This window comes from Methylobacterium sp. TK31 (genome assembly GCF_055361545.1).
On sequence record NZ_CM143964.1, the window covers coordinates 4,756,836 to 4,783,696 of the forward strand.

Below are 26,861 nucleotides of genomic sequence, written 5' to 3' on the forward strand. Positions count from 1 at the left end.
GCGAGCCCTGCAGCACCATCGCGGCTAGCGCGGCGCCCGGCCGCGGATCTCGGCTTCGCGGTGCAAGAAAGCCTCGCGCCGATCCGACGCGCGAGGCGTCGGATCTCAGCCAGCATCAGGCTGTCTTCATCTCATCCAGTTCCTGCACGCGTTCGATCTCAGGTCAGAGTGGTTTGTTCGGCGATCCCTCTCTTCACCAGAGCCGTGTGAACCGCTAGCGCCCACTGCTTCCGAGCGCCCGCACCGGTGCGCCGGCGAGATCGACCGTCGATCCGACGGTGTCGCGCAAACCGGATCCGACGTTCGAGAGGTGCTCGCCGTAGGTCTCGCGGGTCTGAGGATCGATCAGGGCGACAGGGGCGGCAACGGCCAGGGCAGCTCCGGTGGCGACCGTAGAGGCCGCGCCGGCGGCCGTGCTCACCAGACGGTCGCCGATGCCGATCTGCCCGTCCGAGATCGGCTGTCCGTCCGCGAGCCGCTTGCCCAGGAGGGCGACGACGTCGCCGCTCGCGAACTTGCCGTGGTTGAGGGCGTCAGTCGACTTCACTGCGGACAGGTTCAGCACGGATACGTTCTCGCGCTCCAGCTGCGTCCGGTAGGGTTCGACCGTCGGATCGATGGCGCCGAGGCGGACGCTGTCGCCCCAGACCAGGCGGGATACGGCGAGGGCCTGGTCGTCGCCGGAGACCATCAGGGTCAGGCGGGGGCGGTCACGGCCCATGTCGTGAAAAGCGGCCCGGGCGAGGTCCATGTCGACATCGGGGGCGGCCAGGATGACGTTGCGGATCTTCGGGGCGATCCGACGGTCGCGGATCGCCATCTGGCGCAGGCTCTCGAGGGTCAGCCAATTGCCCATGGAGTGGGCCAGGATCGTCACCTCGCCGACGTTCGGGTCCTTCGCGAGGTCGCGCAGCAGGGTCTCAAGGCCGTTGCGGGAGAAATTCGTGCTCTCCCGGTCGTAGCCATAGGCCAGGACGGAGCCGCGCGAGGGCCAGGTGAAGAGCACGGGCGCGACCTCGGCCCCGGAGTCGTGCACGATCTGAGCGAAGCGGAAGACGGCGTCCTCGAACTTGTTGTTGAAGCCGTGGACGAACACCAGAACGTGGCGCTTGGCCGAACCCCGGACGGCCCGGTTCGTCCAGGCCGGGACCTTCGCGCGCTCGATCGGATCGGCGCGCAGGGCGACGAAGTCGGTGGCTGGGTTGCCCGGGACCGACTTCGGCCATTGGACCGAGCCCGGCTGGCGGATGGCATCGGGTGGGATCGAAACCGCCAGATCGGTGTAGGTCACCGCCTCGCCGCGCTCGCCCGAGAACAGCACGCCACGGTCGACAGCGGACTTGCGGGTCGTGGCAACGAGCATGTCGACCCGCGAGGTGCCTGCGACCTGCTCGGCACCCGCGACGGGCAGGAGAACGCCATTGGGACGCCCGGCGCAGCCCGTCAGCAGGGCGAGCGCCGTCATGCCGACCATACCGCCAGCCGTCATACGTCCGAACCCAAAGGCTCCGAACACCCGCATCTCCACGCCCATCTCACTGGAAGCCTGGACGGGCGTTCGGTTCACGCGCCGTCAAGACCGGGGCACGATACGATGCGATTGCGGCGCCGGGCAGTCCGATCCAGTGGTTCTCGAGTGGATGTGGCACCGCAGTCACGAAAACCTGACCTGCTTCCAGGGAGCGCCTGACACGCAGCGCTCGTACAGCTTTCCACCGGGCCCAATGTCCCGGCGAAACATCTTCAGGGCGCGCGCGTCATTCTCAACCAGGCGTGCGACCGGGTGGAACGAGCGAAAAACATCGCTCGTGTGCGGCGGTCACAGAGCCGTCGACCGATGGCCTTACCTCTCGCCGGATGGAGGTGCCAGGAGCTTTACGCTTGATGCCGATATCAGAGCCATGCTGGGGCTACGAAGCGTTCCCCGGGGGTGATCAAACGGATCCGGCAGGGGCGCGATGTGCGCCCAGCCCATGGCGTTGCGCCGCTCGATCAGATCCATGACCGCATCGACGGCTCGACGAAGACGCACGCGGGTCATCGTGGCTTGGCTGTCCAAGGCCGGATTGAGCGCTTCGAAGACGAGGTCCTCCTTAAACGCGGTCTCGATGAGGATCTCCTCGACCTCATGGCGAACAGGATCAAGGAATTCGATGCCGTAGCCATCCGCTTCTCGTCGGGCGATGCGGCACGCACGGGGCAGGGTGCTCATGCCAATCGACAGATCGAAGTTTGCCGGGACGGGCGCGTTTTGCGGTGTACGTACGAAGCTTCCGTGAGTTGAAATATCTGTGATGAGGCAAGGAATATGGTCACTCGAGAGCGGAGCGAAAATCCTTGCTTCGAGATTGCACTGTTGTCTCGTAAAGCGCCGCCGATCACGCATTTGCTATACCATTTGTTGCATTAATACATCATCATTGGTCCAATATCCCGACTGCCGGGTTAACAGAAAATGAAATTAATCCAGAAAATAATTCTGTGGCAACACGGAACATTTGATTAGACATTGGACAGGCGAAAATTTAGTACGGCCCACCGAAAAAATCGCCCAAAGCTTTACGCTTGAACAAGGTGTACCAGCGCCGCCGCTGATGTTCGGGCCGATCATGGTTCATGTGGCAGCGCTGACAGAAGGCGGCGAGGTTCTTGGGCCCGTTGTTCGCCGTGTCGTGATCGCGGTGTCCGGTGGCCAGAACCACACGCGTGGTGCGCACGCTTCCCAGAATGTCATCGGCCCCCATTGCCAGACAGATGAAGCGCCCGGTCCCATCGCGCCAGGAGCCCACCTCTCCATCCCACCAGCGCCCATCGCCGAGATGAAAGACGCGCTGTCCATGAGGACGAGCGCAGACCTCGCAACGTCCCTTGGCTCGCTCGAAGCGGATCACGGCCGAAAGCTGGGGCCAGTCGATGGGATAGAAGAAGCGGTGCTCGCGGCGGATCGGCATCAGGAGGACGCCCGTCGGGTCGCCGAGGCGGCAAGGTCGGCCTGGCTGCGCGTGCGCGCCTGGGGGAAATAGCTGTAGAAGGTATCCCGGCTGACCCCGAGGCGCTTGGCGATGGCCGCGATCGAGATGGTGCCCGAGTGCAGCAGGGCGCGACCGACCTCGATGTCAGCCTCACTCAGCTTCTTGGGCCGTCCCCCTTTGCGTCCTCGCGCCAAGGCCGCCTTCAGCCCCTCCATGGTGCGCTCGCGGTTGAGGTCAAGGAAGTACTCGGCCATGGCCCTGACCTGACCGGTATTTTGGACCGAGCCTGTCCGTCGTCAGATGATTTGGGACATTCAGCGGTGTTCAGGAGCGGAGGCTCTGGTCCATCTGGGGTGAGAGGTTAGGCAGCGTGCGCGTGGTGGCGCAAGCGGCGATCCATGAAGGTCTGGCGCTTGATGCGTTCCCGCTCGGCCAGGATCCCTTCACCGCGTCCGAAGTAGACGTCGGCGGGCGTGAGGTTGCTCAGGCTCTCATGGGCTCGGGCATGGTTGTAGTGTTCGACGAAGTTGGCAACCTGCGTCTCCAGCTCGCCGGGCAAGTAGGCGTGTTCAAGCAGGATGCGGTTCTTGAGCGTCTGGTGCCAACGCTCGATCTTGCCCTGCGTTTGAGGATGGCATGGCGCGCCGCGGATGTGGGTCATGGCCCGAATGCCGAGCCAGTCAGCTAGGTCGCTGGCGACGTAGCTCGGCCCATTGTCGGAGAGCAGGCGTGGCCGCGGCATCACCCGCGCCTGATCGAGCCCAGCCGCACCCAGCGCCAGGTCGAGCGTGGCGGTGACGTCGCTGGCCTGCATCGTCGTGCACAGCTTCCAGGCGACGATGTAGCGTGAGAAGTCGTCCAGGACCGTCGACAGGTAGTACCAGCCCCAGCCAACGACCTTCAGGTAGGTGAAGTCCGTCTGCCAAAGCTGGTTGGGCGCGGTGGTCTTATCGCGGAACTCGTCGGCGGCCTTGATGACGATATAGGCCGGGCTGGTGATCAGGTCCTGAGACTTGAGCAGCCGGTAGACGGTCGCTTCCGAGACGAAGTAGCGCCGCTCGTCGGTGAAGCGTACCGCCAGTTCACGCGGGCTGAGTTCAGGCTGCTCCAAGGCCAGAGCAACGATCTGCTCGCGGATCTCCGCAGGTAGGCGGTTCCAGACCCGGCTTGGCTGCGAAGGATGGTCATTCAACGCCTCGGGGCCGCCGCGCTGGTAGGCGTCGTACCAGCGGTAGAACGTCGAGCGGGTGATGCCGAGCTTGTCCAGGGTAGCGCGCACCGGCAGGTGGGATTGCTCGACGAGCCGGATGATCTCCAGCTTCTCGGGGGCCGGGTACCTCATGCCTCGTCGCCCCCAGCCCCGCTCATGCTTTTTTTGAGCAGACGGTTCTCCAGGACGAGATCAGCTACGACCTCCTTCAGCGCCCCCGTCTCGCGACGGAGGTCCCGCACCTCATCCGTAGTGGCCGCACGAGACGTGTCGCCGGACAGGCGCTTCTTGCCAGCCTCCAGGAACTCCTTGGACCAGCCGTAGTACATCGAGGCGGCGATCCCCTCACGTCGGCATAACTCGGCGATGCTGTCCTCGCCCCGCAAGCCTTCCAGCACCACACGGATCTTCTCCTCGGACGAGAACTGCCGACGTGTGGCCCGACGGATGTCCTTGATCACCGCTTCTGCCGGCTTCTTGGCCGGTCCGGATGTCTGCTTCATCTTCGCTCCTCAGGGGCTACGATGAACCAGCCATCCTCCGTTCGTGAAGACCCTCAATCTGTCCCATAGGTGCTGACGTCGGACAGTCCGACACTTCCGCAGCTCCAAGCCGTCTCGACGACGAGGCCGAGCGGCCGTGTGGCGTCGGCCGTAGGAACACGATTTCAACCCGGACCAAAGCAGTGGGGGGACGCCGATGAGGAGATCTCCCTAGGGATCATCCGATAGCCTGCCGGTCGCATACCAAGGAAGAATCGCCCCTGACGCTTCCAAGGAGATCACCATGAGAGCTCTGGTCTGGCACGGCACGCAGGACATCCGATGCGACACTGTCCCCGATCCCCGGATTGAGGACGACCGGGACGCGATCATCAAGGTCACGGCCTGCGCGATCTGCGGCTCGGACCTGCACCTCTACGACCACGTCATGCCCGGCATGGAGAAGGGCGACGTCATGGGCCACGAGTTCATGGGCGAGGTGGTGGAGACGGGGAAGGGCGTGAACGGCGCCCTCCGGAAGGGCGAACGGGTGGTGATCCCGTTCACGATCATCTGCGGCCAGTGCGACCAGTGCAAGCGCGGCTTCTTCTCGGTCTGCGAGCGCTCGAACCGCAACAAGCACCTGGCCGACAAGGCCTTCGGACACACCACCGCGGGCCTGTTCGGCTACACCCACCTCACCGGCGGCTACCAGGGCGGACAGGCCGAGTACGTCCGCGTGCCCTTCGCCGACAAGACCCACATCAAGGTGCCGGAGGGGCTCACCGACGAGCAGGTGCTGTTCCTCGGCGACATCTTTCCCACCGGCTGGCAGGCGGCGGTGCAGGCCGACATCCAGCCCACCGACACCGTGGCGATCTGGGGCGCCGGCCCGGTCGGCCAGATGACGATCCGCTCGGCGGTCCTGCTCGGCGCCCGGCAGGTGGTGTGCATCGACAGCGTGCCCGAGCGCCTGGAGATGGCCCGGGCCGGCGGCGCCATCACCATCGACCACACCCAGGAGAGCACCGTCGAGCGGCTGAACGAACTCACGGCCGGCAAGGGTCCGGAGAAGTGCATCGACGCCGTCGGCATGGAGGCCCATTCACCGCGCGCGCTTGAACAGGTCTACGACCGCGTCAAGCAGGCGGTGATGCTGGAGAGCGACCGCGCCACGGTCCTGCGCGAGATGATCTACGTCTGCCGTCCCGCCGGCATCCTGTCGATCCCCGGCGTCTATGGCGGCCTCGTCGACAAGATCCCGATGGGTGCCCTGATGAACAAGGGGCTGACGGTCCGCACCGGGCAGACCCATGTCAACCGCTGGACCGACGACCTCGTGAAGCGGATCGCCGACGGGCAGATCGACCCCTCCTTCGTCATCACCCACCGGGTCGGGCTCGAACAAGGGCCGGAGATGTACAAGACGTTCCGCGACAAGAAGGACAACTGCATCAAGGTCGTGCTCCGGCCTTGAGTGGCACCGCAGCGCGCCGCGCAGCGGCGAGTCTGCCATTTCGCCTCCTTGCCCTACCGAGGACGTCAACATGTCTGGACCCATTTACCCACGCGACCGGCACCGCGCGCCCGCACAGGCGCCCCTGCCGGACTATCTCACCTCGGACCCGCGCCGTAGGCCGGATCCCGGAACACGGGCGCTCGCCGAAGGTCTCGGCTGGTTCTCGATCGGTCTCGGTCTCACCGAGCTGACCTATGGGGGTTCCATTGCGCGTTGGCTCGGAATGCCGCACGCGGCCCCGGTCATCCGGGCCTATGGCGTGCGCGAACTCGTCCAAGGAGCCGGGATCTTGGGCTCAGGCGATCCGACCCCCTGGATCTCGGCACGCGTCGCGGGGGACGCGCTCGACATCGCCACGGTTCTGCCCGGGCTTGAGGACCCCAACCCCCGCAAGCACAACGTGCTGCTGGCACTTCTGGCCCTGGTGAGCGTCACCGCCGTCGACGTGATCTGCGCGCAGAATCTCGCGAAGGCACCCCTCGCTCCATCCGAGAAGGTCAAACGGGACTACCGCCGCCGCAGCGGATTTCGGCGTCCTGCCGAGGCGATGCGGGGAGCGGCTCGCGACGTCACGCCACCGTCCGACATCATCGGCCCGGAGGCGATGCGTCCCTGGACATTGGCCAACGCCTGAACGCAACGGAATGGTAGGCCAGATGCTCCCTGTTCTCGAGCAGGTGTCGGGCGCGCTCGTGATGGGGCTCGTCCTCGCCGACGTCTTCCTGACCGTCCTCTACGCACGCATCGGAACGGGTTTGTTCGCGGATCGGGTAGCCCATCTCGTCTGGGCGATCTTCCGCCGCGCTGGCGATCTCTTCACGGGCCGGCGGAGTGCGGTGCTCTCCGCCTGCGGCCCGGTCATCCTCATCGTCTACGTTCTCTTCTGGTCGATGGGGCTGACCCTCGGCGCCGGCCTGATCATCCACCCCGCGCTGGGTACGGCCGTGCGGGCGAGCGGCGGCGAAACACCGACCGACTTCGTGACCGCCCTGTACGCGGGCGGCAGCAGCATCGCGATTGTGGGGGCGAGCGACTTCAAACCCGCCACGGATGCCTACCGGGTCCTCTACCTCGTGAACTCGCTCATCGGGATGTCGGTGACGTCGCTGGTCCTGACCTACGTGATGCAGGTCTACAGCGCGCTTCGACAGCGCAACGCCCTCGGCCTGAAGCTGCATCTGCTGGCGGCTGAGACCTCGGATGCGGCCGAACTCCTGGTACGTCTCGGGCCCGGAGGACAGTTCAGTTCCGGATACACCCACCTGACCGATATTGCCGGGTCCCTCGCTGAAATGAAGGAGGCGCATCACTTCTATCCGGTGCTGTTCTACTTCCGGTTCCGGCAGCCCTTCTATTCCGTCTCGGCGCAGGCGTTCATCGCGCTCGACACGGTGTCGCTGATCCGAAGCGGAATTGTGGATGGTCAGGCCGCATGGCTCAAGGAGAGCGCCGCTGTCGATGCGATCTGGCGCGTCGCCATGCTGCTTGTCGTCACGCTCGAAACGACGTTCCTGCCCGGGGATCTGCCAGCGCCCGCCTATGCAAACTGTCCCGAGCGCGAGGCGTGGCGTACCCGCTACGCAACAGCCGTCGGGCGGCTTTCGGAAGCCGGCGTCGAGCCGATACCGGGCGGGCCGGATCCAGAGACCTATGTCGGGTTGCGGGCACGGTGGCAGCCACACATCGCACGACTGGCCCCTGCGATGGCCTACCATTTCGGAGAATTCGAACTCAGGAGAGAGCAGCGTCCCTGAATAGCTTCGGCCGGGTATATCGAAAACGGCACCTGCGCATATCCCCTGTTGCCGCTATGCCGGCTTCGTCGAAATCAGGTTCGGAAGCAGACGGACGGAAATTCGCCCGTAGTGGAACAGTTGGGGTTGTTTGAGAACACCTATGTCCGGGACGGCATTATGTCGGGGTAAATGACTGCGTCAGATGCGCTGCATTCCTGGCGCCTGCATGGCCTCCTGAATATTGCCGCTGAGGAGGCCGGCCTTCAGATTTTGGTCGCTTCTGCCAGAGCGAGCGCGTCTTCAACGTCCAACCTCAAGGTAGCGTACGGTGCTCTCGATTTTCGAATGCCCAAGCAGAATCTATACAGCGCGCAAGTTGCCTGTTCGCCTGTAGATCAACGCCGCCTTTGTACGGCGTAGAGAATGTGTGCCGTAGTCCTCGCGCCGTAGCCCTATGCCCGTTACCCATTCATCTACTAGGCGAGCGTACTGCCGGGTGCTTATGTGCGCCTCGTGGTCGATCCTGCTGGAAAAGGCGAAATCGTCAAGCTCGCCCCCTCGGCAACCCAACCAAGTCAGAATGCTGGTACGTGCTGGTTCAAGCAGCTCGAACTGCACGGGCGACCCCGTCTTTCGCTGACCGACAATGACGCGTGCCTATACATGCCTGCCGCTAATAAGCTCGCCGATCTTCAATATGACGATGTCACAACCGCGCAATTTGCTGCCGATGGCGTGGTCGAACAGGGCTTGGTCGCGTACGTGACGCTCTCCATCAAGCCAGAACCCGATGCGACGGTCGGTAGCCGCGTGAGCCAGAATTCTGGATCGCGTGAGCGGCCTCACGCCGATCAAGCGAGACTGGAGGCCGCTCCTAGCGGTGCGCGAATGATGCATTTTAGCCCGCTCGGCTCAAAGGCGAGATTCACACTGCCGCCGAGCTGGTTCGTCAGCGCCCGCTCTAGGAGGAGTGAACCGAAGCCTCGGCGAACGGGGCGTTGCACCAGCGGACCGCCTGTCTCAACCCAGGTCACCACGAGGCCGTCATCCGTTGCCCAGGTGACTGACACGCGCCCGCCCGCGGAACTCAGCGCGCCATACTTGGTGGCGTTGGTGCCGAGCTCGTGCAGCGCCATCGAAAAGGCGAGGACCTGTCCCGGAGAAATAGCCAGCGAAGGACCCTCCGTCATAATGCGCGTCCGGTCGCCCTGGAAGGGGGAGACGGCTCCGACGACAACCTCTCGGAGGTCGGCTTCAACCCACTCTTCGCGGGTGAGGACATCGTGTGCCGTCGCGAGCGCCATCAACCTCCCGACAAAGGCCCGATAGCCCTGTTCGGGGTCAGATCGGTTCCGCACGATCTGCGCGGCGAGGGCCTGGACCGTCGTGAGCGTGTTTTTGACCCGGTGGTTGAGTTCGTGCACCAGCAGGCTCTGCCGTTCCGCCTGCCGCGCCAATTCCAGTTGTGCCCCCTTCTCGGCCGTGATGTCGATGCTGATGGCCGTGATGAATTCGGGATGCCCCTGCGTGTCACGAACGAGGGAGACGTTGTTGCGGACCCAGCGTGTGGTCCCGTCCGGCCGGACGTAGCGCTTCTCGATCACGAAAGGCGGGCCGCCTCCGGCGAGTGCGCGGAACATCTGGATGTTCCGTAGGACGTCGTCCGGGTGCGTCACATCCTGTACCCGCAAGCGTTCAAGGTCGCCGCGCGTCCGGCCCAGGATCTCGCAGTATCTCTCGTTTACCAGGACGAAAAAACCGTCCATGTCGGCTTGCGCGACTCCGACGGTCGTCTGGCTGAGGATGTCCCCGAACCGGGCCTCGTTCTGTCGCAGGGCCGCCTCCGCGAGCACCCTCGTGGTGACCTCGTTGGATTGATTGAGGATGCCGCTGACTTCGCCGCCCGGGGTGAAGATGGGCTGAAATAGGACGTCGAAATACCGCGTCGCGGCGATGCCCTCGGCACCGCCGAGGAGAATGGGGACGGCGTCCTCGCGGAACGGACGTCCCGTGTGGCAGACGTCGTCGAGGATCTCGCCGAAGTTTTGCCCGACTAGCCCTGGAACTGCGACGAGGGGCAGCCCGATGATGTTGCGCCCCGGGAAGAGGGCGGAAGCGGCGGCGTTGAGGTACTCGATCCTGTGATCCGCGCCGGTCAACACCGCGACCAGGCCAGGCGCGTCCTCGAAGGTCTGACGAATGACCTCGATGACGACGCTGTAGGTGCGGGCAGGCAAATCGATGCCCTCAATCACGCAAAACGGCTGAGCGCGATCGTACGCGGTCGGACATTCGGTCTTCTAGGCTCCGGGCGCGACCTTGGACAACCATCGTTCGGGCGCTGGTGCTCTCAGGGCAGGTGGAACGGCCCCGCTGCTGTTGCACGTTTGACGCCTCCGCGAACGGAATGTTCGTCGGCCTTGAGTATAGGACCGCGACGATCGGCTGAGAAATATCGTCATTCTCAGCATGTGATTGATGAAGCATCGTCATGCCCCAATGCTAGTAGTTTCTATTCAACGTTTCCACCCACGGCTCGCGGGCTGGGTCAATCCTTAGGGTGAAACCGGATAGGCACCGGCACGTCCTCCCCGATGTGGCGAAAAGCGGAGGGAAGAACCCTTGGACGTCCAGACATCACTGCACCCGACCGAATCGCCCCCAACGGGCGGAGCTGCTCGCCGTAGGCGCAGGGGATGCCTTGCAGCGGCAGTGCTTCTTGTCGCGCTCTGGACCGCACGTTCATATCTAGCTGCGGTTGTCTGGGCCATCATCATCGCCGTTGCCATCTGGCCCCTCTACCGACGGGCGCGGCAAGCCGGGACATCCCGCGAGTGGCTCGTCCCCGCACTGGTCACCCTATTGAGTGCGGCGGTGCTGATGACCCCGTTGATGCTGGCCGCCGCCGAGCTCGGCCGGGAAGGACAAGCCGTTCTCGGATGGATGGGCCGCGTCAAGCAGAGAGGCATTGAGATGCCGGAATGGCTGACGCGCCTTCCCCTACTCGGCGAGCACTTGGATCGTTGGTGGCGCTCTCACGTCAGCAACTCGGCAGGATTGCAGGCGCTCTTCGCAGACGTGAACTTCGACGCGTGGGCGGCGTGGATGCGCAGCTTGGGCGGAGAGCTCGCCTATCGCGTGCTCCTGGCGTTCATCACCTTTCTGACGCTGTTCGCACTGCTCCGGCACGGGGAGACGGTCGGGACGCGCGTGCTCTGCCTGGCCGAGGAATGGCTCGGAAATCCCGGCGAGCGGCTGTTCGAGAGGGTGGCCGTTGCGATCAGGGGTGTCGTGAACGGAACGGTCTTGGTCGCCATCGGCGAGGGCGTGCTCATCGGTGTCGGCTACTGGGTCGCCGGGCTGCCGCAAGCCGGGCTTTTCACTGTGCTCACCGTCGCGTTCGCGATGTTGCCCTTCGGGGCCTGGATGGCTGTCACGGTCGCGGCCCTGGTGCTCGTGATCCAGCAGGACTCATGGACGGGTGCGGCTGGCGTGTTCGCTTGGGGGGCCGCCATCATGCTGGCCGGCGACAACGTCGTGCAACCGGCCTTCGTCGGGGGCGCCGCGCGGCTGCCGCTTGTCTGGACCCTGATCGGGATCCTCGGCGGTCTCGAGACCTTCGGGCTGGTGGGGCTTTTCGTCGGGCCGGTCGTGATGGCGGCGCTCTATTCGATCTGGCGGGATTGGACGAAGCCCGGGGCTGCGGTTGTCTGATGGCACGGGTCGGCGCGGGTACCGAACCGCCCTGGGTTTCCGGGAGGCTCCGAATTCGGCAACCCTGGTGAGGGGCGGCTTTGCCCCTTGCCGGCCCCGCTCCGGACCGCCGGGGCTCGGCGCAGCCACGCGCGTCGGACCGGCGCGGGCCTGTCCGGGTCCGGTCAGAACCAACCGCACCATCATCGGTTGACCGAGCATCATCGTTCACGACATCCCGTCTCGGAGTTCAGATAGCGGACACCGACGAGCTAGCCCTCCGGTTACAGGTCGCCAACGCGCGCGCCCAGGATTCGGGGAAGGCATCGCCCGGCTCGGCCACGCGGCCCTGACCCAGCTCGGCCTGCGCGAGGGCGACGTGGTCGAGATCGTCGGCAAGCGCCACACGGCGTCGGTCGCGGTCGGTCCCTACGATGAGGACGAGGGCCTGAACCTCGTCCGCCTCAACGGGCTCCAGCGCGTCGATGCCGGCACGGCGAGCGGCGACCCTGTCGTGATCCACCGCGCGGAAATCCGGCCGGCCGCCCGCGTCACCGTCGCGCCGGCCCATAAGAACATGCGCCTGCAGAGTTCGGGCGAGGCCCTGCGCCGCACCCTGTTTCGGCGGCCGCTGGTCTCGGGCGACGTCATCTCGACATCCACCCCGTCGCGCACCGCGCCCGACCCGCGCGTTTCGCTGGAGCTGCGTCCCTATCTCGAGGGCCCGCCCTACGGCCTACAGGAGATCCGCTCCGTCGTCGTCGCCACCCACCCCCGCGGCGTCGTCTACGTGGCGGAAGGGACGCAGATCGAGCTCAGGTCGTTCTTCGAGAGGCCGAAGGATGAGTGGCGCGCCGACTTCACCTACGACGATATCGGCGGCCTCGGCGACACCGTCGATCAGATCCGCGAGATGGTGGAGCTCCCCCTGTGCCACCCGGAGCTGTTCCAGTGTCTCGGCATCGGCCGGCCAAGGGCTTCCTCCTGTCCGGGCCGCCGGGCACCAGCAAGACGCTGCTGGCCAGGGCGGTGGCGCGCGAGGCGGAGGCGAACTTCGTCGCGACGAAATACTCCGATCTCCCATCGAAATGGTACGCCGAATCCGAGCAGCAGGTCGCGCGCCTGTTCCAACGGGCCCGGCAGGTTGCTCCGACGGTGATCTTCATTGACGAGATCGACAGCCTCGCACCTGCGCGGGGCGGGGGGCCTGGGGGAGCCCGCCGTCACGGAGCGCGTCGTCAACACGATCCTCGCCGAGATGGATGGGCTGGAGGAACTGCAGGGCGTCGTCGTGATGGCGGCCACCAACCGCCCCAATCTGCTCGATCCGGCGTTGCTGCGCCCGGGACGGTTCGACGAACTCATCTACGTACCGGTTCCGGACATAGAGGGCCGTCGCTGGATCCTGGCCATTCACACGCAGGACATGCCGCTCGCGGACGACGTCGATCTCGACGTGATCGCGGAGCGCACCGCCCGCTTCACCGGCGCGGATCTGGAGGATCTCACCCGCCGTGCCGGACTGCTGGCCCTGCGCGAATCGCTGGAGGCCTCCCAGGTGCAGCGTGCGCATTTCGAGCAGGCCACCCGCGAAACCCGGCCCTCGGTCACTCCGGAGATGGAGCGGGACTACGAGGAGATGGTGCGCACCCTGAAGCAGGAGAGCCCGCAGCGCCAACCGATCGGTTTCCTACCCCAGCGCTGAGTGCGACCTCCTCCAGGCGAACGATGCCAGCAGCGCCTGGAGGAGGTCGCCCGCGGCCGGCTCCGGCCGAGCGGGCACCACGGCCCTACAGCATGGGCAGAAGACGCGGCCGCGGATCAAGCGGGAATGCCGCGTCGAGCCGGGCGAGCTCGGCCTCCGTCAGCGACAGCGCGCTCGCGCCCGCATTGTCGGCGGCGTGCTCGGGGCTCGATGCCTTCGGGATCGCGAAGGTTGACGGCCGCCGCACCAGGAACCGGAGTGCGACCTGACGTGCGGTCGCGCCGTGGTGGGTTGCGATACTTTCCAGCAGGCGGCCGCCCGGTGTCTGCGGGCTCGGGAAGCTGCCGTGACCGAAGGGGCTGTAGGCGACGACGGCGACGCCATGCGCCTCGCACCAGGGCTGGACGGCGTGCTCGATCGCCCGCTCCTCCAGATGGTAGAGCACTTGGTCGCAGGCCATCCGGCCCTCGCCCCCGGCCTTCCAGGCGGCCTCGAGCTCGGGCACGTCGAAGTTGCTCACCCCCCAGGACAGGATCTTGCCCTGCTCGCGAAGCCGCTCGAAGGCCTCGAAGGTGTCCGCGAGCGGGTGCGGACCGGGCCAGTGCAGGAGGTAGCAGTCCAGCCTGTCGGTGCGCAGGCGCGCGAGCGAGCGTTCGCAGGCCGCCACGGTCCCGGCCCGCGACGCGTTGCTGGGGACGACCTTGGAGACGAGGAAGACGTCCTCGCGTTGTCCGGCAATCGCCTCGCCGACCACGTTTTCGGCGTCGCCGTACATCTCGGCGGTGTCGACATGGGTCATGCCGAGGTCGAGGCCGCGGCGCAGGGCCGCCACCGCGGTAGGCCGGTGCGCGTCGTCGATGTACCACGTTCCCTGGCCGATCACCGAAACCGCGCGGGGCACGGGACCAAACGGGCGCTGCTCCATCTTCTTCCCTCCTCGCGGCGACGGTGCGTGCTCCGCAGCGCCGGATGTGTCGGCCTGATCCACCCCCGGGTAGAGGGACTCGCCGATTCACATGTCTGTTTCTGACATCATCGCTTTGAAAGAAGGGCGCTTTTCCCTCCCCCTTGTGGGGAGGGGCCAGGGGTGGGGGTGGTGCAGGATTGAGCGTAACGGTGCCTCCTGCACCACCCCCACCTCCAACTCCTCCCCACACGGGGGAGGAGAGTGCCCTCGGCTCGCGATATGCGAACATCGTAGGGTATAGGGCTGGGCGGCCCCGCCGGCTCGACACGGGTAGGCCTGCTCTGGGCGGCGCCTACGGCGCGAACACAGCGCGCACGCAGCCGTCCGTCTTGTGCTTGAACATGTCGTAGCCGCGCGGTCCGTCCTCGAGGCTGAAGCGGTGCGTGGCAAGGTAGGCCGGGTTGAGCTCGCCCTTCGCGGCATGCGCGAGCAACCGGTCCATGTAGGCCTGCCCGTGCTGCTGGGCGGTGCGCACCGTCATGCCCTTGTTCATGATGACGCCCATGGGGAACTTGTCGATCAGCCCATAGACGCCGAGCACCGACAGGGTGCCGCCCTTGCGGCAGGCCATGATGGCCTCGCGCAGCGCCTGGCCGCGGTCCGTCTCCAGGCGCAGCGCCTGCTTCACGCGGTCGTAGGCGTATTGGGGTCCGGTGCCGTGCGCCTCCATCCCGACCGCATCGATGCAGGCATCCGGCCCGCGACCGCCCGTCATCTCCTTCAAGGCTTCCAGGACGCTGTGCACCTGCGTGTAGTCGAGCGTCTCGGATCCGGCGTGCTCGCGCGCCATCCGGAGCCGCTCGGGGTAGCGGTCGATCGCGATCACCCGCTCGGCCCCCATCAGCCGCGCGCTCTGCTGCGCCATCAGGCCGACGCCGCCGCAGCCCCAGACCGCGACCGTGTCGCCCGGCCGGATGCTGCAGAAATCGGCGCCCATGTAGCCCGTCGGCGCGGCATCGGACAGGAACAACGCCGTCTCGTCCGCGACGCCCTCGGGCACCGTGAAGCAATCCACGTCGGCATGCGGCACGCGGATATACTCGGCGTGGGATCCCGCATAACCCCCGAAGGCATGCGTGTAACCGTAGATGCCGGCCGTCGGGTATCCGAGCAGCGGCTCCTGGAGTTCGGGCTTCGGGTGCGTGCAGTCGCAGAGCGAAAACAGCTTCTCCTGGCAATACCAGCATTCGCCGCAGGCGATGAACGAGGGGACGACGACCCGATCGCCTTTCTTCACCCGCCGCACCTCCGACCCGACCTCGACGACCTCGCCCATGAACTCGTGGCCGATCACGTCACCAGCCTTCATGGTCGGGATGTAGCCGTCGATGAAATGCAGGTCTGAGCCGCAGGTGGTCGACAGCTTGACCCTCAAGATGGCGTCGCGCGGATTGACGATCTCGGGATCCTTGACGGTCCCGACGCGCAGGTCGTTGACGCCGTTCCAGTAGAGCGCACGCATGATCAAGCTCCTCAGCGGGAATCGCGCCGGGCCGCCGGCTGGCGGTCCGTGGTGGGAATCTCGCCCGTCAGAACAAGGCTCTTGAAAAAGCGGAGTGCCTTCGACGCGATTTCTTTCGGCACGACGCCACCGAAGAGGAGGGCGGCCACGTCGCCGAGCATGCCCCCGGGCGGATCGAAGCGGACGCGCAACGTGGCAATTGTGCCGCGATTGGCCTGAGCCGCGCGGAAGCGGATTTCGCATTCGGTCACGAGGGCGCCGCTTCCGTCCGCGCTCGCGCGGATCAGTTCGCCGGGCCGCTCTTCGGTGATCTGCATGACCCAGGCCTGGCTTCGGCCGAGCTGGCCGCCGACGCGCCATTCGCTCCGTCCATCTCCGGTCGGGCGGATCTCGGCCAGGAAGCCTAGGATGCGCGGGAGGGTCGCAGGGTCGCGCCACACCCGATAGAGGTCGTCGGCGGGGCGCTCGATGGGGATGGCGTATGCGACCTCGGGCTCGTCGCCCCAGCCGTTTGCCGCGCCGGTCTCCCGCGCCCGCCCGCGATGCGCCGGATCGAGCCGCTGGGCGCCGAGGACGGCGAGGGCCGCCATACCGGCCAGCGCCCATCCAACGCCACCGAAGCCGGACCCGGCATGCGCCCGCGAGCCCGTCGCAGCGCGATCGGGCTCCCTTTGGTCGCGCGTTCTGCCGTTGCTGTATCGAACAGCCATGGGGCACCCCCTTTGATCGGATTGCTGCGACGCGCGCCGGCGCGATGGTCAGGCGGCGCGTCGAGATGCGGCGTGACCGACTCCGAACAGCCCGATCATGTCGCGGTTGGAGAACATCGGCTGGAGCGGATTGGTTTGATGCGGGGTGTCCCTAAGGATGGTCCCGTTGTCGGCACGCGCCGCTGATGTCATCCGCTCGACAACACACGCTTCGCGGGCGATCCGGCGGCGAAAACCATCGCCACAGCCCGAGAGCCTGCCGTTTCAAGATGCTTGACGCAGACCTGTCCGGCCCAACCCGGCATCGCGCGCGCGCAGCGACGCGACCCAGGGCAGTGCGCCATCTGTCAGTGTGGCGCAGTTCTGGATTGCCTCGCCGCGCGCGCAAGGATGGCGTGGCGCGCATCGCGCCAAACTCCAGGCGGCGCCCGCGGTGAAGGCTTGAGCGCTTGCCCGTCCGGCATGTCACGTAGGACGGATCCGGGTTCCCCGCCGGACGGCCGACACTATCTCGACTCGTCTTGAGCCAAAGGCGTTCGACAAGGCCCCGGAGATAACGCAGCGTTGGCGGCCATCCGAAAGCAGGTCGGCGCCAGGGAGCGCTCCGCGAGAGGGCCGCTCCCGCGCTCCGGAACCTCTCGTCGGCGCGGCGACGAGGGGTGTCCTGCGGGAGAGAGCGCATCGAGGACAAGAGTTTCATGGATCAGCCGAAGCCGAGAAACCTCGTCGGGATGGCTCGATCGGGCGCGGGACGCCCGGGCTACGTCACGGTGAGGGGCGCCAGGGAGCACAACCTGCGCGACGTTGACGTGGAGCTGCCGCGCGACGCCCTCGTGGTGTTCACGGGTGTCTCCGGCTCCGGCAAGTCCTCGCTCGCCTTCGGTACGCTCTATGCCGAGGCCCAGCGGCGCTACTTCGAGTCGGTCGCTCCCTACGCCCGGCGGATGATCGATCAGGTCGGCGTCCCCGACGTCGACGCCATCGAGGGGCTTCCCCCGGCCGTCGCCCTCCAGCAGCAGCGCGGCACGCCGAGCGCCCGCTCCTCGGTCGGCAGCGTCACCACCCTGTCGAGCCTCGTGCGGATGATGTACTCGCGGGCCGGCACCTACCCGCCGGGCCAGCCGATGCTCTACGCGGAGGATTTCTCGCCCAACACGCCCCAGGGTGCCTGCCCGTCCTGCGGCGGGCTCGGAAGGGTCTACCACGCCACGGAAGCGTCCATGGTGCCCGACCCTTCGCTGACGATCCGTGAGCGCGCCGTCGCGGCCTGGCCGCAGGCCTGGGGCGGGCAGAACCTTCGGGATATCCTGGTCAGCCGGGGGGTCGATGTCGACACGCCCTGGAAGGACCTGCCGCGGGCGCTCCGGGACTGGATCCTGTTCACGGACGACCAACCGCAGGAGCCCGTCTATGCCGGGCTCTCCCCGGAGCAGGCGCGGCTCGCCCGCAAGCGCCGCATGGAGCCGAGCTACATGGGCACCTTCACGAGCGCCCGCCGCCACGTCCTCGGCACCTTCACCAACTCGCAGAGCGCCCTCATGCGCCGACGGGCAGCACGCTACCTCGTCAGCGAGGACTGCCCCGCTTGCCAGGGCAAGCGCCTGAAGCCCGAGGCGCTCTCGGTCACCTTCGCCGGCCTCGATATCGGTGATCTGTCGCGTCTGCCGCTCACCGACCTCGCCGAGGTGATGCGGCCCGTCGCCGAGGACCGGCTGCCCGATGCCGAGACCGCCGCGAGCGCCGACCTCGGGACGCTCGATCGCGAGGCGGGTCGGCGGGACCGAGCTCGGCGTGCGGCCTCTGGGGCGTCGGCGCATACCGGTGCGCCGGACGTGCGCGCGACGCCGAACCTCTCCATCGAGAAACGGCTCGCCGCCCAACGCCTCGCCGCCGATCTCATCGACCGGATCGGGACGCTCACAAAGCTGGGCCTCGGCTACCTGTCGCTGGACCGGGTGACCACGAACCTATCGTCGGGCGAGCTGCAGCGCCTGCGCCTCGCGACCCAGCTCCGCTCGCAGCTCTTCGGCGTGGCCTACGTGCTCGATGAGCCGACGGCGGGGCTGCACCCCGCCGACGGCGAAGCCATGCACGACGCGCTCGCGGGGCTGCTCGCCTCCGGTAATTCGCTCTTCGTCGTCGAGCACGATATCGGCACGATGCGTCGCGCCGACTGGCTGGTCGATGTCGGCCCGGAGGCGGGCGAGCACGGAGGCACCGTGCTCTACAGTGGCGTGCCGGAGGGCCTGCGGGAGGTAGCGGCGTCGCGCACGCGCCTACACCTGTTCGGCCTCGCCGAGCCGCCGCGGCGTCCCCGGCGCGAGCCCTCGGGATGGCTGCACCTGAAGGGCATCGTCCGCAACAACCTGCGCGGGGTCTCGGCCTCGTTCCCGCTGGGCTGCCTCACCGCTGTCACGGGCATCTCGGGCTCCGGCAAGTCGAGCCTCGTCGCCCAAGCCCTGCTGGACCTCGTCGGCGACCGGCTCGGCAAGCCCATCGACACCCGGGACGAGCCGGAGGATCCCCTCGACGATGCCCCGGGTCCGACGGAAGGGCGCATCGTCGGCGGCCTGGACGGGGTCCGGCGTCTGGTCCAGGTCGATCAGAAGCCGATCGGGCGCACGCCCCGCTCGAATCTCGCGACCTATACCGGCCTGTTCGACGCCGTCCGCAAGCTGTTCGCCGCCACGCCCGAGGCACGCCGGCACCGCTACGACGCCGGCCGCTTCTCCTTCAACGTCGCGAAGGGCCGCTGCCCGGCCTGCGAGGGCGAGGGTTTCGTCAGCGTCGAACTGCTGTTCATGCCGAGCGTCTACGCGCCGTGCCCGACCTGCCACGGGTCCCGCTACGCGCCGGAGACGCTGGCGGTCACCTGGAACGGGCTGACCATCGCGGACGTGCTCGGGCTGACCGTCGAGCGCGCCTGCGACGCGTTCGCGGACGAGCCCGCCGTGCTGCGGCCGCTCCTCGTGCTGCGGGATCTCGGCCTGGGCTACCTGCGCCTCGGCCAACCCGCGACCGAACTTTCCGGCGGGGAGGCCCAGCGCATCAAGCTCGCGACCGAGTTGCAGCGGGGGCAGCGCGGTGGCACGCTCTACGTCCTCGACGAGCCGACGACCGGGCTGCACCCGACCGACGTGGATCGCCTCATGCTCCAGCTCAACGGCTTGGTCGATGCGGGCAACACGGTCGTCATGGTCGAGCACGACATGCGCGTCGTCGCGGGGGCCGATCACGTCATGGATGTGGGGCCCGGTGCCGGAAACCTGGGTGGCACGATCGTGGCGGCCGGCCGGCCCGAGGTGGTGGCCGGGACGCGGGCGAGCCGCACGGCGCCGTATCTGCGGGAGGAGCTTGAGGCCGACGCCGGTGGGAGCTGGCAGCCCCGACATCCCTGATGGCCCCGTCGACCCGGATTCCGGGCTCGATCAGTACCGAAAGCGCGTGACGGCATCCAGAACGCCAGACCCAGACCAGCCCCGGAGAACGACCATGAAGATCCTGATGGTGCTCACCTCCCACGACCGGCTCGGCGACACCGGCCGCAAGACCGGCTTCTGGCTGGAGGAGTTCGCCGCGCCCTATTACGTTTTCAAGGATGCCGGTGCGGAGGTGGTCCTCGTCTCGCCGAAGGGCGGCCGTCCGCCGCTCGATCCCAAGAGCAGCGAGCCGGGTGCTCAGACCGACCTGACCCGACGCTTCGAGGCGGACCCCGAGGCCAACGCCGCCTTGTCGAACACGGGCCGGCTGGACGGCGTCACCCACGAAGGCTTCGACGCGGTGTTCTATCCCGGCGGCCACGGCCCCCTCTGGGACCTCGCCGAGAACCCCGCCTCGATCCGGCTGATCGAGACGACGCTCCGGGCCGACAAGCCCGTCGCCCTGGTCTGCCACGCCCCCGGCGTCCTGCGCCATACCAAGACGCCCGACGGCACGCCGCTCGTCGCCGGCAAGGCCGTCACCGGCTTCACGAACACCGAGGAGGAAGCCGTGGGCCTGACCGCGGTGGTCCCCTTCCTCGTCGAGGACGAGCTCAAGCGAAAGGGCGGCGCGTTCTCCAGGGCCGGGGACTGGGAGCCGTACGTGGTCGGGGACGGGCTGCTGATCACCGGCCAGAACCCGGCCTCGTCCGGACCGGCGGCCGAGCGCCTCAAACAGTATCTCGGCGATCGATGACCGCTCGGGGGCTTTCGCGGCCCGCCTGCCCGCTCTTCCGCAAGGTTGGATCTTCGACCGGTTGAGCCGCACGCCTGCCACGCCGAGCAGTAGCAACGCTTCGCGCGCGAGGACCTGCGGCAGCCGCCGGACGGCGATGCCGGAGCGACCCGGTCGCGTTCCTCGCGGCTCACGCGGGCCGGACGCCCCCGCGTGCACCGGCGAACAGCGTGATCACCGCCTGGTTGAACGCCGGGATGTCGTCGGGCTTGCGGCTGGTGACCAGGTTCCCGTCCACGACCACCGGCTCGTCCACCCAATCGGCCCCTGCATTCCGGAGATCGGTCTGGAGCGACGGCCAGGAGGTCAGGCGTCGCCCGCGCGCCGCGCCCGCCTCGATGACGGTCCAGGGGCCGTGACAGATCGAGGCGACCGGTTTGCCCCCGTCGAGGAAGCTCTTCGCGAACGCCACGGCTTCGGGGATCGTTCGGAGCGTGTCCGGGTTGATCACGCCGCCCGGGAGTAGCAGCGCGTCGTAGTCCTCGGGGCGCGCGCTGTTCAGGGGTACGTCCACCGGGAACTGGTTGCCCCATTCGGTAAACTTCCAGGCCTTCACCGCGCCGTCCTTCGGCGACACGATCCGGGTCTCGGCGCCGGCTTGGTCGAGCGCCTTGCGCGGCTCGGTCATCTCGACCTGCTCGAAACCGTCCGTGATCAGGATTGCGATCTTCAGGCCGTTGAGGGTGTCGGAAGCCATGGCTGTTCCTCGGTCAGATTGGGGGGCGTGCCGCCTCGTGCGGGCGCCATCACGGAAAAGTGCGACGGCTCGGCCCGTGCGCCATGAAGACCCGTCCGCCCGCGGACAGGGCGCCCGGAAGGGGCGCGCGGCGTATGCAGCAGCCGCAGCCGGCGGGATGGGCCGCCGAAGCCGGGCGCGCGGGGGACGCGCTCGGGTCGGTCGCCGCGAAGGCGGCGCGGCCACCAGCGTTGCCGCCGACGATGGCCGGTGCGCTCAAGGCTGCCCGTGCGGCCCCGGCGCCGCATTCCGGGCAGGCACAGGGGTCTTGGAACTGCGCCATCGGCCGTAGGGCCGTGAACGGCCCGCAGGCGTCGCACGCGTAGTCGTAGATCGGCATGGCGTCCTCACGCGCGCGCGTCCGGCAGAGGGTAAAAGGCCGGGCGAGTGGCTGCCTGGCCCGGCAGGTGGCTCGGCCGGTCAGGCGGCGGGCTTGAGGACCACCTTGGTCCAGCCATCGTCGCGCGCGTCGAAGTGCTTGTAGGCCTTCGGCGCCTCTCCCAGACGAAGCTCGTGCGAGACGATGAAGGACGGCTTCGCGCGGCCGGCCGAGATGAGGTCGCGCAGCCGCCGGTTATAGGCCTTCACGTTGCACTGGCCGACGCCGATTGTCTGACCCTTGAACCAGAAGAGGCCGTGGTCGAACACGATCTCACCCTTCTTGTAAAGCGGGTCCTGCGGGGCCGGATCCTCGGGCGTGAAGACGCCGACCACGCCAATGCCACCGGTGAATTTCACCGACCTGACCAAATCGTTCATCGTCATGTTGGGGTGCTCGTGACCCTGCGGATCGTGCGCTTGGTAGCCGACGCACTCGCAGCCGCGGTCGGCCCCGACGCCGTTCGTCAAGGCGAGCACCTGATCCACCGGGGAGCCCTTCGAGTCGTCGATGATCACGGCGCCGATCGATTCCGCGAGGCGCAGGCGGTCGGGATGGCGGTCGACGACCATTACCGTGCTGGCGCCCTTGATCATCGCCGAGAGGGCCGCCATGAGGCCGACCGGGCCGGCGCCGTAGATGACGATCGACTCGCCGGGACGCAGGCCTGCGAGTTCGGTGGCGTGCCAGCCGGTCGGGAAGATGTCGGCCAGCATCACGTAGTCGTTCTGCCGTTCCTCCGCATCCGGCGGCAATGTCAGGCAATTGTAGTCCCCATAGGGGACGCGCAGCAGGTCGGCCTGGCCGCCCCGATACGGCCCCATATCGGCGAAGCCGTACGCGGCGCCGGCCATGTTCGGCATGACGCTGCGATCGGCCGTGGTCAGACAGTATGCGCTCAAGCCGCGCTCGCAATTCTTGCAGAACCCGCAGCCGATGTTGAAGGGGATGGCGACCCAGTCGCCGACCTTCACCCGATCGACGGCTTTACCGACCTCGGCCACCTGGCCAAGGTTCTCGTGTCCGAACACACCCCCGCGCGGGAAGTCGGTCCGGCCCTCGTACATGTGTAGGTCGGAGCCGCAGATATTGGTGCTCGTGATCCGCACCAGCACGTCGGTCGGCCGCTCGATCCGCGCGTCGGGCACGTCCTGCACGGCGACATCGCGGGGGCCATTATAGACGACTGCTCGCATCGCGCTCTCCTGACCTGAAGCTGTTTGCCAGGTTAAAGGAGTATGTCCGACGTCAGCACCTATGGGACAGATTGAGGGTCTTCACGAACGGAGGATGGCTGGTTCATCGTAGCCCCTGAGGAGCGAAGATGAAGCAGACATCCGGACCGGCCAAGAAGCCGGCAGAAGCGGTGATCAAGGACATCCGTCGGGCCACACGTCGGCAGTTCTCGTCCGAGGAGAAGATCCGTGTGGTGCTGGAAGGCTTGCGGGGCGAGGACAGCATCGCCGAGTTATGCCGACGTGAGGGGATCGCCGCCTCGATGTACTACGGCTGGTCCAAGGAGTTCCTGGAGGCTGGCAAGAAGCGCCTGTCCGGCGACACGTCTCGTGCGGCCACTACGGATGAGGTGCGGGACCTCCGTCGCGAGACGGGGGCGCTGAAGGAGGTCGTAGCTGATCTCGTCCTGGAGAACCGTCTGCTCAAAAAAAGCATGAGCGGGGCTGGGGGCGACGAGGCATGAGGTACCCGGCCCCCGAGAAGCTGGAGATCATCCGGCTCGTCGAGCAATCCCACCTGCCGGTGCGCGCTACCCTGGACAAGCTCGGCATCACCCGCTCGACGTTCTACCGCTGGTACGACGCCTACCAGCGCGGCGGCCCCGAGGCGTTGAATGACCATCCTTCGCAGCCAAGCCGGGTCTGGAACCGCCTACCTGCGGAGATCCGCGAGCAGATCGTTGCTCTGGCCTTGGAGCAGCCTGAACTCAGCCCGCGTGAACTGGCGGTACGCTTCACCGACGAGCGGCGCTACTTCGTCTCGGAAGCGACCGTCTACCGGCTGCTCAAGTCTCAGGACCTGATCACCAGCCCGGCCTATATCGTCATCAAGGCCGCCGACGAGTTCCGCGATAAGACCACCGCGCCCAACCAGCTTTGGCAGACGGACTTCACCTACCTGAAGGTCGTTGGCTGGGGCTGGTACTACCTGTCGACGGTCCTGGACGACTTCTCACGCTACATCGTCGCCTGGAAGCTGTGCACGACGATGCAGGCCAGCGACGTCACCGCCACGCTCGACCTGGCGCTGGGTGCGGCTGGGCTCGATCAGGCGCGGGTGATGCCGCGGCCACGCCTGCTCTCCGACAATGGGCCGAGCTACGTCGCCAGCGACCTAGCTGACTGGCTCGGCATTCGGGCCATGACCCACATCCGCGGCGCGCCATGCCATCCTCAAACGCAGGGCAAGATCGAGCGTTGGCACCAGACGCTCAAGAACCGCATCCTGCTTGAACACGCCTACTTGCCCGGCGAGCTGGAGACGCAGGTTGCCAACTTCGTCGAACACTACAACCATGCCCGAGCCCATGAGAGCCTGAGCAACCTCACGCCCGCCGACGTCTACTTCGGACGCGGTGAAGGGATCCTGGCCGAGCGGGAACGCATCAAGCGCCAGACCTTCATGGATCGCCGCTTGCGCCACCACGCGCACGCTGCCTAACCTCTCACCCCAGATGGACCAGAGCCTCCGCTCCTGAACACCGCTGAATGTCCCAAATCATCTGACGACGGACAGGTCAACACGAACGTCGCGTTGATAAGAGGCACATCGTTCTTGGGAGAAACAGATGCCATGGCACGGAGGACGACCGGCTGCGGCATTGCGATCCGATGCTGTCGAGCTTGTTTGCCCATCTCGTCCTCCATACAACGCCGTACAACGACAGCAGCGCCGGATACCAAGGCTCAGATGAACAGATCTGGGCGGAAATCGCAATTCCTTCAATCACTTCCTCACTAACAAACGCTTAGTGTCGAGTTGGCTCCCAGATTGAGCTACGCTTCCCAATCTGAATGTCGTCGGTTCGATCCCGATCGCCCGCTCCAACGATCTCCCCCAAAAGCGACGTCACCGGTTCGAATGCGCGCGGCGCGCCGGCCGCGATCTCCGGCGGATTCGCGCCCGCCCCGAGGCGGGCTCCATCTGGTCGAGGCACCCGCCATGGCCGGCGATGTGCGAGCCGCGGCGTCCGGGGCGATGTCGAAACGGCCCCTGCCGCGGATGATCGTGCGGTCGTCGCGCGTCTATTGGGAACCTCCTGAAGCTTGGGAGCCGTCACCTTCACCCGCCCGGAGCAATTCGGGCGGGATTTTCGTGCCTGTTGCTGGATTGTTGCTGCGAATCGATGGCGTATCGTGTGAGATCGACGGGTTGAGGTCGACGCCCGATCAACCGTTAGGTCTCACGCCCATGCCCGCCCGGCTTCGGCCGCGGCGGGTTTCTTCGTTCGCCGACGGTCTCTGCTCCGCTCCGGCGGGCCGGCATCCGGCCGATCCGTCGCCGGGGCGCGGGTTCCGAGGGCCTCTCGCACGCTGACGGCTCGCGCAGGCCCGCGGAGGCCCGCGGAGGCTTGCGCGGGATCGGCCTCGGACGTCAGGGTGGCGCGGGTGGATGTCGGCTTCGATCCGCCGAACGTGGTGATCCGGGACGGGCCCTGTGCTGAAGGCGGTTGATTGGAGTTCGCGCGGGCTCCTGTACCTGGTGGTGGCCGCGGCGCCCCTGCCGTTCGGCGCGATCGAGCCGCTCTGGACCGGCCTGTTCCTCATCCCGGTCGCGCTCAGCTGCCTGAGCGCCCCGTGGGGCCGGGTCCTGCAGTCCCTCCGGCGGCCGGCCGCCTGGATCGTGCTGTCGCTCCTGGTCGTCCTGGCGGTCACGCTTCTCCAGTTCCTGCCCGACCCGTGGGGGATCGCGCCGGACCCGATCTGGGCCGCCGTCGCCCCGCAGATCGACCGGACGCTGCCGCCGCGCGCCTCGGGCATCGCGGCCCTGCCGTGGGACACCCTCGGCCCGTCCCTCCTGTTCGCCCTGACGGCGCTGCGGGCCCTGCCGATCGGGCTGGATCGCGAGGCCGCCACGCGGCTCTTCCAGGTGATCGCCTGGTCCGGGCTTCTCTACGCCGGGATCGGCATCGTCCAGCTCGAGCTCGAGCCGGATCGCGTGCTCTGGGCCACGAAGACGGCCTATGTCGGAAACCTGACGGGCACCTTCGTCAACCGGAACACGGCCGCGACCTATTTCGGCAGCGTCGCGGTCCTCTGGCTCGTCCTGGCGCTCCGGGCCTGGTCCGGCTCGACGCGGCTGCGCCGCCGCCTCTGGCGGGCGACCACCATCGCCGGATGCCTCGCCTGCCTCGCGGCCGTGACGCTCACCGGCTCCCGCGCCGGCCTCGTGCTGACGATGGCGGCCCTGGCGCTGACCCTGATCCTTCTCCTGCCCAGCTACGTCACCGTCCGGCGCTATCGGAAGCGGATCGCGCTGGGCGCGGTCGTCGCCGGCCTCGCCCTGATCGAGACCTGGGGCGGGCAGGTCGGTCAGCGCGTCCAGAGCCACGGCTTTGCCGATCCGGGTCGCCTGGAAATGTATCGGATCGCCCTGGCGATGGTGGCGGACCGCCCCTGGCTCGGCCACGGGGCCGGCTCCTTCGAGGCGGCCTTTCCGCCCTATCGCGGCGAGGCCCTGGGGATGTTCGGCGTCTGGGACATCGCCCACAGCACGCCCCTGGAGATCGCCGTCGAGTGGGGCGTGCCGGTCCTGGTTGTCCTCTGCGCGCTCTGGGGCGCGGCGATCGTTTCCCTCTGGCGCGTCTGCCGCAACAGGGGCCGGGGGCGGGACCGGTCGGTCGTGGTCGCGGCGCTCAGTGTCGGGGGGCTCGGCACCCTGCATTCGATGGTCGATTTCTCCCTGCAGATCCCGGGCTACGCCGTGGTGTTCGCCGCCATCGTGGGTTGCGGGCTCGGACGATCCCGGCGCCTGAGCGTCGACAGGCCGGCGCCCGGTCAGCCGCCGGACCCGGCGCGGGTCGGCGCCGGGGCGGCCTCGGCCGCGCCGGCCTGAGGGCC

Annotated in this window: 20 protein-coding genes and 4 pseudogenes; 11 read left to right on the plus strand and 13 right to left on the minus strand. The window is 67.2% G+C overall.

Translation table 11 applies throughout. From position 1 onward, the window contains the following. Positions 1–214: 214 nt before the first annotated feature. The 5 genes and pseudogenes from ACXJY8_RS22275 to ACXJY8_RS22295 all read right to left on the minus strand — a co-directional run bounded on the left by ACXJY8_RS22275 (position 215) and on the right by ACXJY8_RS22295 (position 4,685). The gene (locus tag ACXJY8_RS22275) at positions 215–1,489 is read right to left on the minus strand and encodes an alpha/beta hydrolase (protein WP_463773895.1); all 1,275 of its coding nucleotides are present in this window, start codon (positions 1,487–1,489) and stop codon (positions 215–217) included. Between the two features lie 354 nt (positions 1,490–1,843). Further along, positions 1,844–2,386 (minus strand): PilZ domain-containing protein, encoded by a 543-nt coding sequence (locus tag ACXJY8_RS22280; protein WP_463773899.1) that lies wholly within the window; start codon positions 2,384–2,386, stop codon positions 1,844–1,846. A 139-nt stretch (positions 2,387–2,525) separates the two neighbouring features. Continuing rightward, entirely contained in the window at positions 2,526–2,951 is a 426-nt protein-coding gene (locus tag ACXJY8_RS22285) for a hypothetical protein (RefSeq protein ID WP_463773902.1), read from the minus strand. Further along, positions 2,951–3,229 (minus strand): annotated as a pseudogene (locus ACXJY8_RS22290) (helix-turn-helix domain-containing protein); the annotation flags it as partial. The pseudogene ACXJY8_RS22290 and the gene ACXJY8_RS22285, both read right to left, overlap by 1 nt. 104 nt (positions 3,230–3,333) lie before the next feature. Then, positions 3,334–4,685 (minus strand): IS3 family transposase gene (locus ACXJY8_RS22295; RefSeq protein WP_463773284.1). Its coding sequence is split into 2 segments (ribosomal slippage): positions 3,334–4,349 and positions 4,349–4,685, totalling 1,353 coding nucleotides; the frame shifts between segments, so codons are not numbered across the junction. A gap of 283 nt (positions 4,686–4,968) precedes the next feature. Between ACXJY8_RS22295 and ACXJY8_RS22300 the strand changes: the two genes are divergently transcribed. The 3 genes from ACXJY8_RS22300 (at position 4,969) to ACXJY8_RS22310 (ending at position 7,937) form a co-directional block, all read left to right on the plus strand. Further along, a complete protein-coding gene (locus ACXJY8_RS22300; RefSeq protein WP_463773906.1) occupies positions 4,969–6,141 on the plus strand; it encodes a zinc-dependent alcohol dehydrogenase in 1,173 nt (390 codons plus the stop codon). Between the two features lie 70 nt (positions 6,142–6,211). Further along, entirely contained in the window at positions 6,212–6,817 is a 606-nt protein-coding gene (locus ACXJY8_RS22305) for a cyclase dehydrase (RefSeq protein ID WP_463773917.1), read from the plus strand. Between the two features lie 22 nt (positions 6,818–6,839). After that, positions 6,840–7,937 (plus strand): two pore domain potassium channel family protein, encoded by a 1,098-nt coding sequence (locus ACXJY8_RS22310; RefSeq protein WP_463773927.1) that lies wholly within the window; start codon positions 6,840–6,842, stop codon positions 7,935–7,937. Positions 7,938–8,182: 245 nt separating this feature from the next. Here the strand turns inward: ACXJY8_RS22310 and ACXJY8_RS22315 are convergent. Then, positions 8,183–8,816 (minus strand): annotated as a pseudogene (locus ACXJY8_RS22315) (tyrosine-type recombinase/integrase). Then, complete coding sequence (locus tag ACXJY8_RS22320; RefSeq protein WP_463773931.1) at positions 8,771–10,174, minus strand: sensor histidine kinase; 1,404 nt, start codon at positions 10,172–10,174, stop codon at positions 8,771–8,773. Before ACXJY8_RS22320 ends, ACXJY8_RS22315 begins: the two are co-directional and overlap by 46 nt. 457 nt (positions 10,175–10,631) lie before the next feature. Between ACXJY8_RS22320 and ACXJY8_RS22325 the strand changes: the two genes are divergently transcribed. From ACXJY8_RS22325 to ACXJY8_RS22340, 4 genes and pseudogenes are all read left to right on the plus strand, one after another. After that, on the plus strand, positions 10,632–11,633 hold the full coding sequence (locus ACXJY8_RS22325) for an AI-2E family transporter (RefSeq protein WP_463773936.1): 1,002 nt from the start codon (positions 10,632–10,634) through the stop codon (positions 11,631–11,633). Positions 11,634–11,976: 343 nt separating this feature from the next. Then, positions 11,977–12,393 (plus strand): annotated as a pseudogene (locus tag ACXJY8_RS22330) (AAA family ATPase); the annotation flags it as partial. Between the two features lie 248 nt (positions 12,394–12,641). After that, positions 12,642–12,758, plus strand: a pseudogene (locus tag ACXJY8_RS22335) (hypothetical protein); the annotation flags it as partial. A gap of 19 nt (positions 12,759–12,777) precedes the next feature. After that, positions 12,778–13,317 carry an AAA family ATPase gene (locus tag ACXJY8_RS22340; RefSeq protein ID WP_463773940.1) on the plus strand — a complete coding sequence of 180 codons (540 nt, stop codon included), beginning with the start codon at positions 12,778–12,780 and terminating at the stop codon, positions 13,315–13,317. A gap of 85 nt (positions 13,318–13,402) precedes the next feature. On the opposite strand, the gene ACXJY8_RS22345 is transcribed toward ACXJY8_RS22340, so the two are convergent. From ACXJY8_RS22345 to ACXJY8_RS22355, 3 genes are all read right to left on the minus strand, one after another. After that, positions 13,403–14,242 carry an aldo/keto reductase gene (locus ACXJY8_RS22345; RefSeq protein WP_463773943.1) on the minus strand — a complete coding sequence of 280 codons (840 nt, stop codon included), beginning with the start codon at positions 14,240–14,242 and terminating at the stop codon, positions 13,403–13,405. A 334-nt stretch (positions 14,243–14,576) separates the two neighbouring features. Next, on the minus strand, positions 14,577–15,746 hold the full coding sequence (locus ACXJY8_RS22350) for a zinc-dependent alcohol dehydrogenase (protein WP_463773945.1): 1,170 nt from the start codon (positions 15,744–15,746) through the stop codon (positions 14,577–14,579). Positions 15,747–15,757: 11 nt separating this feature from the next. Continuing rightward, on the minus strand, positions 15,758–16,336 hold the full coding sequence (locus ACXJY8_RS22355) for an SRPBCC family protein (RefSeq protein WP_463773949.1): 579 nt from the start codon (positions 16,334–16,336) through the stop codon (positions 15,758–15,760). Positions 16,337–17,154: 818 nt separating this feature from the next. On the opposite strand from ACXJY8_RS22355, the gene ACXJY8_RS22360 reads away from it, so the two are divergent. Next, on the plus strand, positions 17,155–19,854 hold the full coding sequence (locus ACXJY8_RS22360) for an excinuclease ABC subunit UvrA (RefSeq protein ID WP_463773953.1): 2,700 nt from the start codon (positions 17,155–17,157) through the stop codon (positions 19,852–19,854). 94 nt (positions 19,855–19,948) lie between these two features. Beyond that, entirely contained in the window at positions 19,949–20,632 is a 684-nt protein-coding gene (locus ACXJY8_RS22365) for a type 1 glutamine amidotransferase domain-containing protein (RefSeq protein WP_463773957.1), read from the plus strand. Between the two features lie 169 nt (positions 20,633–20,801). On the opposite strand, the gene ACXJY8_RS22370 is transcribed toward ACXJY8_RS22365, so the two are convergent. The 3 genes from ACXJY8_RS22370 to ACXJY8_RS22380 form a co-directional block, all read right to left on the minus strand. Then, positions 20,802–21,368 (minus strand): type 1 glutamine amidotransferase domain-containing protein, encoded by a 567-nt coding sequence (locus ACXJY8_RS22370; RefSeq protein WP_463773961.1) that lies wholly within the window; start codon positions 21,366–21,368, stop codon positions 20,802–20,804. A gap of 49 nt (positions 21,369–21,417) precedes the next feature. Next, complete coding sequence (locus ACXJY8_RS22375) at positions 21,418–21,747, minus strand: FmdB family zinc ribbon protein (RefSeq protein WP_463773965.1); 330 nt, start codon at positions 21,745–21,747, stop codon at positions 21,418–21,420. Positions 21,748–21,827: 80 nt separating this feature from the next. Continuing rightward, a complete protein-coding gene (locus ACXJY8_RS22380; protein WP_463773969.1) occupies positions 21,828–22,982 on the minus strand; it encodes a glutathione-independent formaldehyde dehydrogenase in 1,155 nt (384 codons plus the stop codon). 128 nt (positions 22,983–23,110) lie between these two features. Here ACXJY8_RS22380 and ACXJY8_RS22385 point away from each other — a divergent pair. Together ACXJY8_RS22385 and ACXJY8_RS22390 are read left to right on the plus strand one after the other, a co-directional pair. Beyond that, positions 23,111–24,462, plus strand: a protein-coding gene (locus ACXJY8_RS22385) for an IS3 family transposase (RefSeq protein WP_463773284.1) whose coding sequence is annotated in 2 segments (ribosomal slippage) — positions 23,111–23,447 and positions 23,447–24,462 — 1,353 coding nt in all. Because the reading frame shifts where the segments join, the coding sequence is not laid out codon by codon here. A 996-nt stretch (positions 24,463–25,458) separates the two neighbouring features. Continuing rightward, positions 25,459–26,856 (plus strand): O-antigen ligase family protein, encoded by a 1,398-nt coding sequence (locus ACXJY8_RS22390; RefSeq protein WP_463773973.1) that lies wholly within the window; start codon positions 25,459–25,461, stop codon positions 26,854–26,856. Positions 26,857–26,861 lie beyond the last annotated feature (5 nt).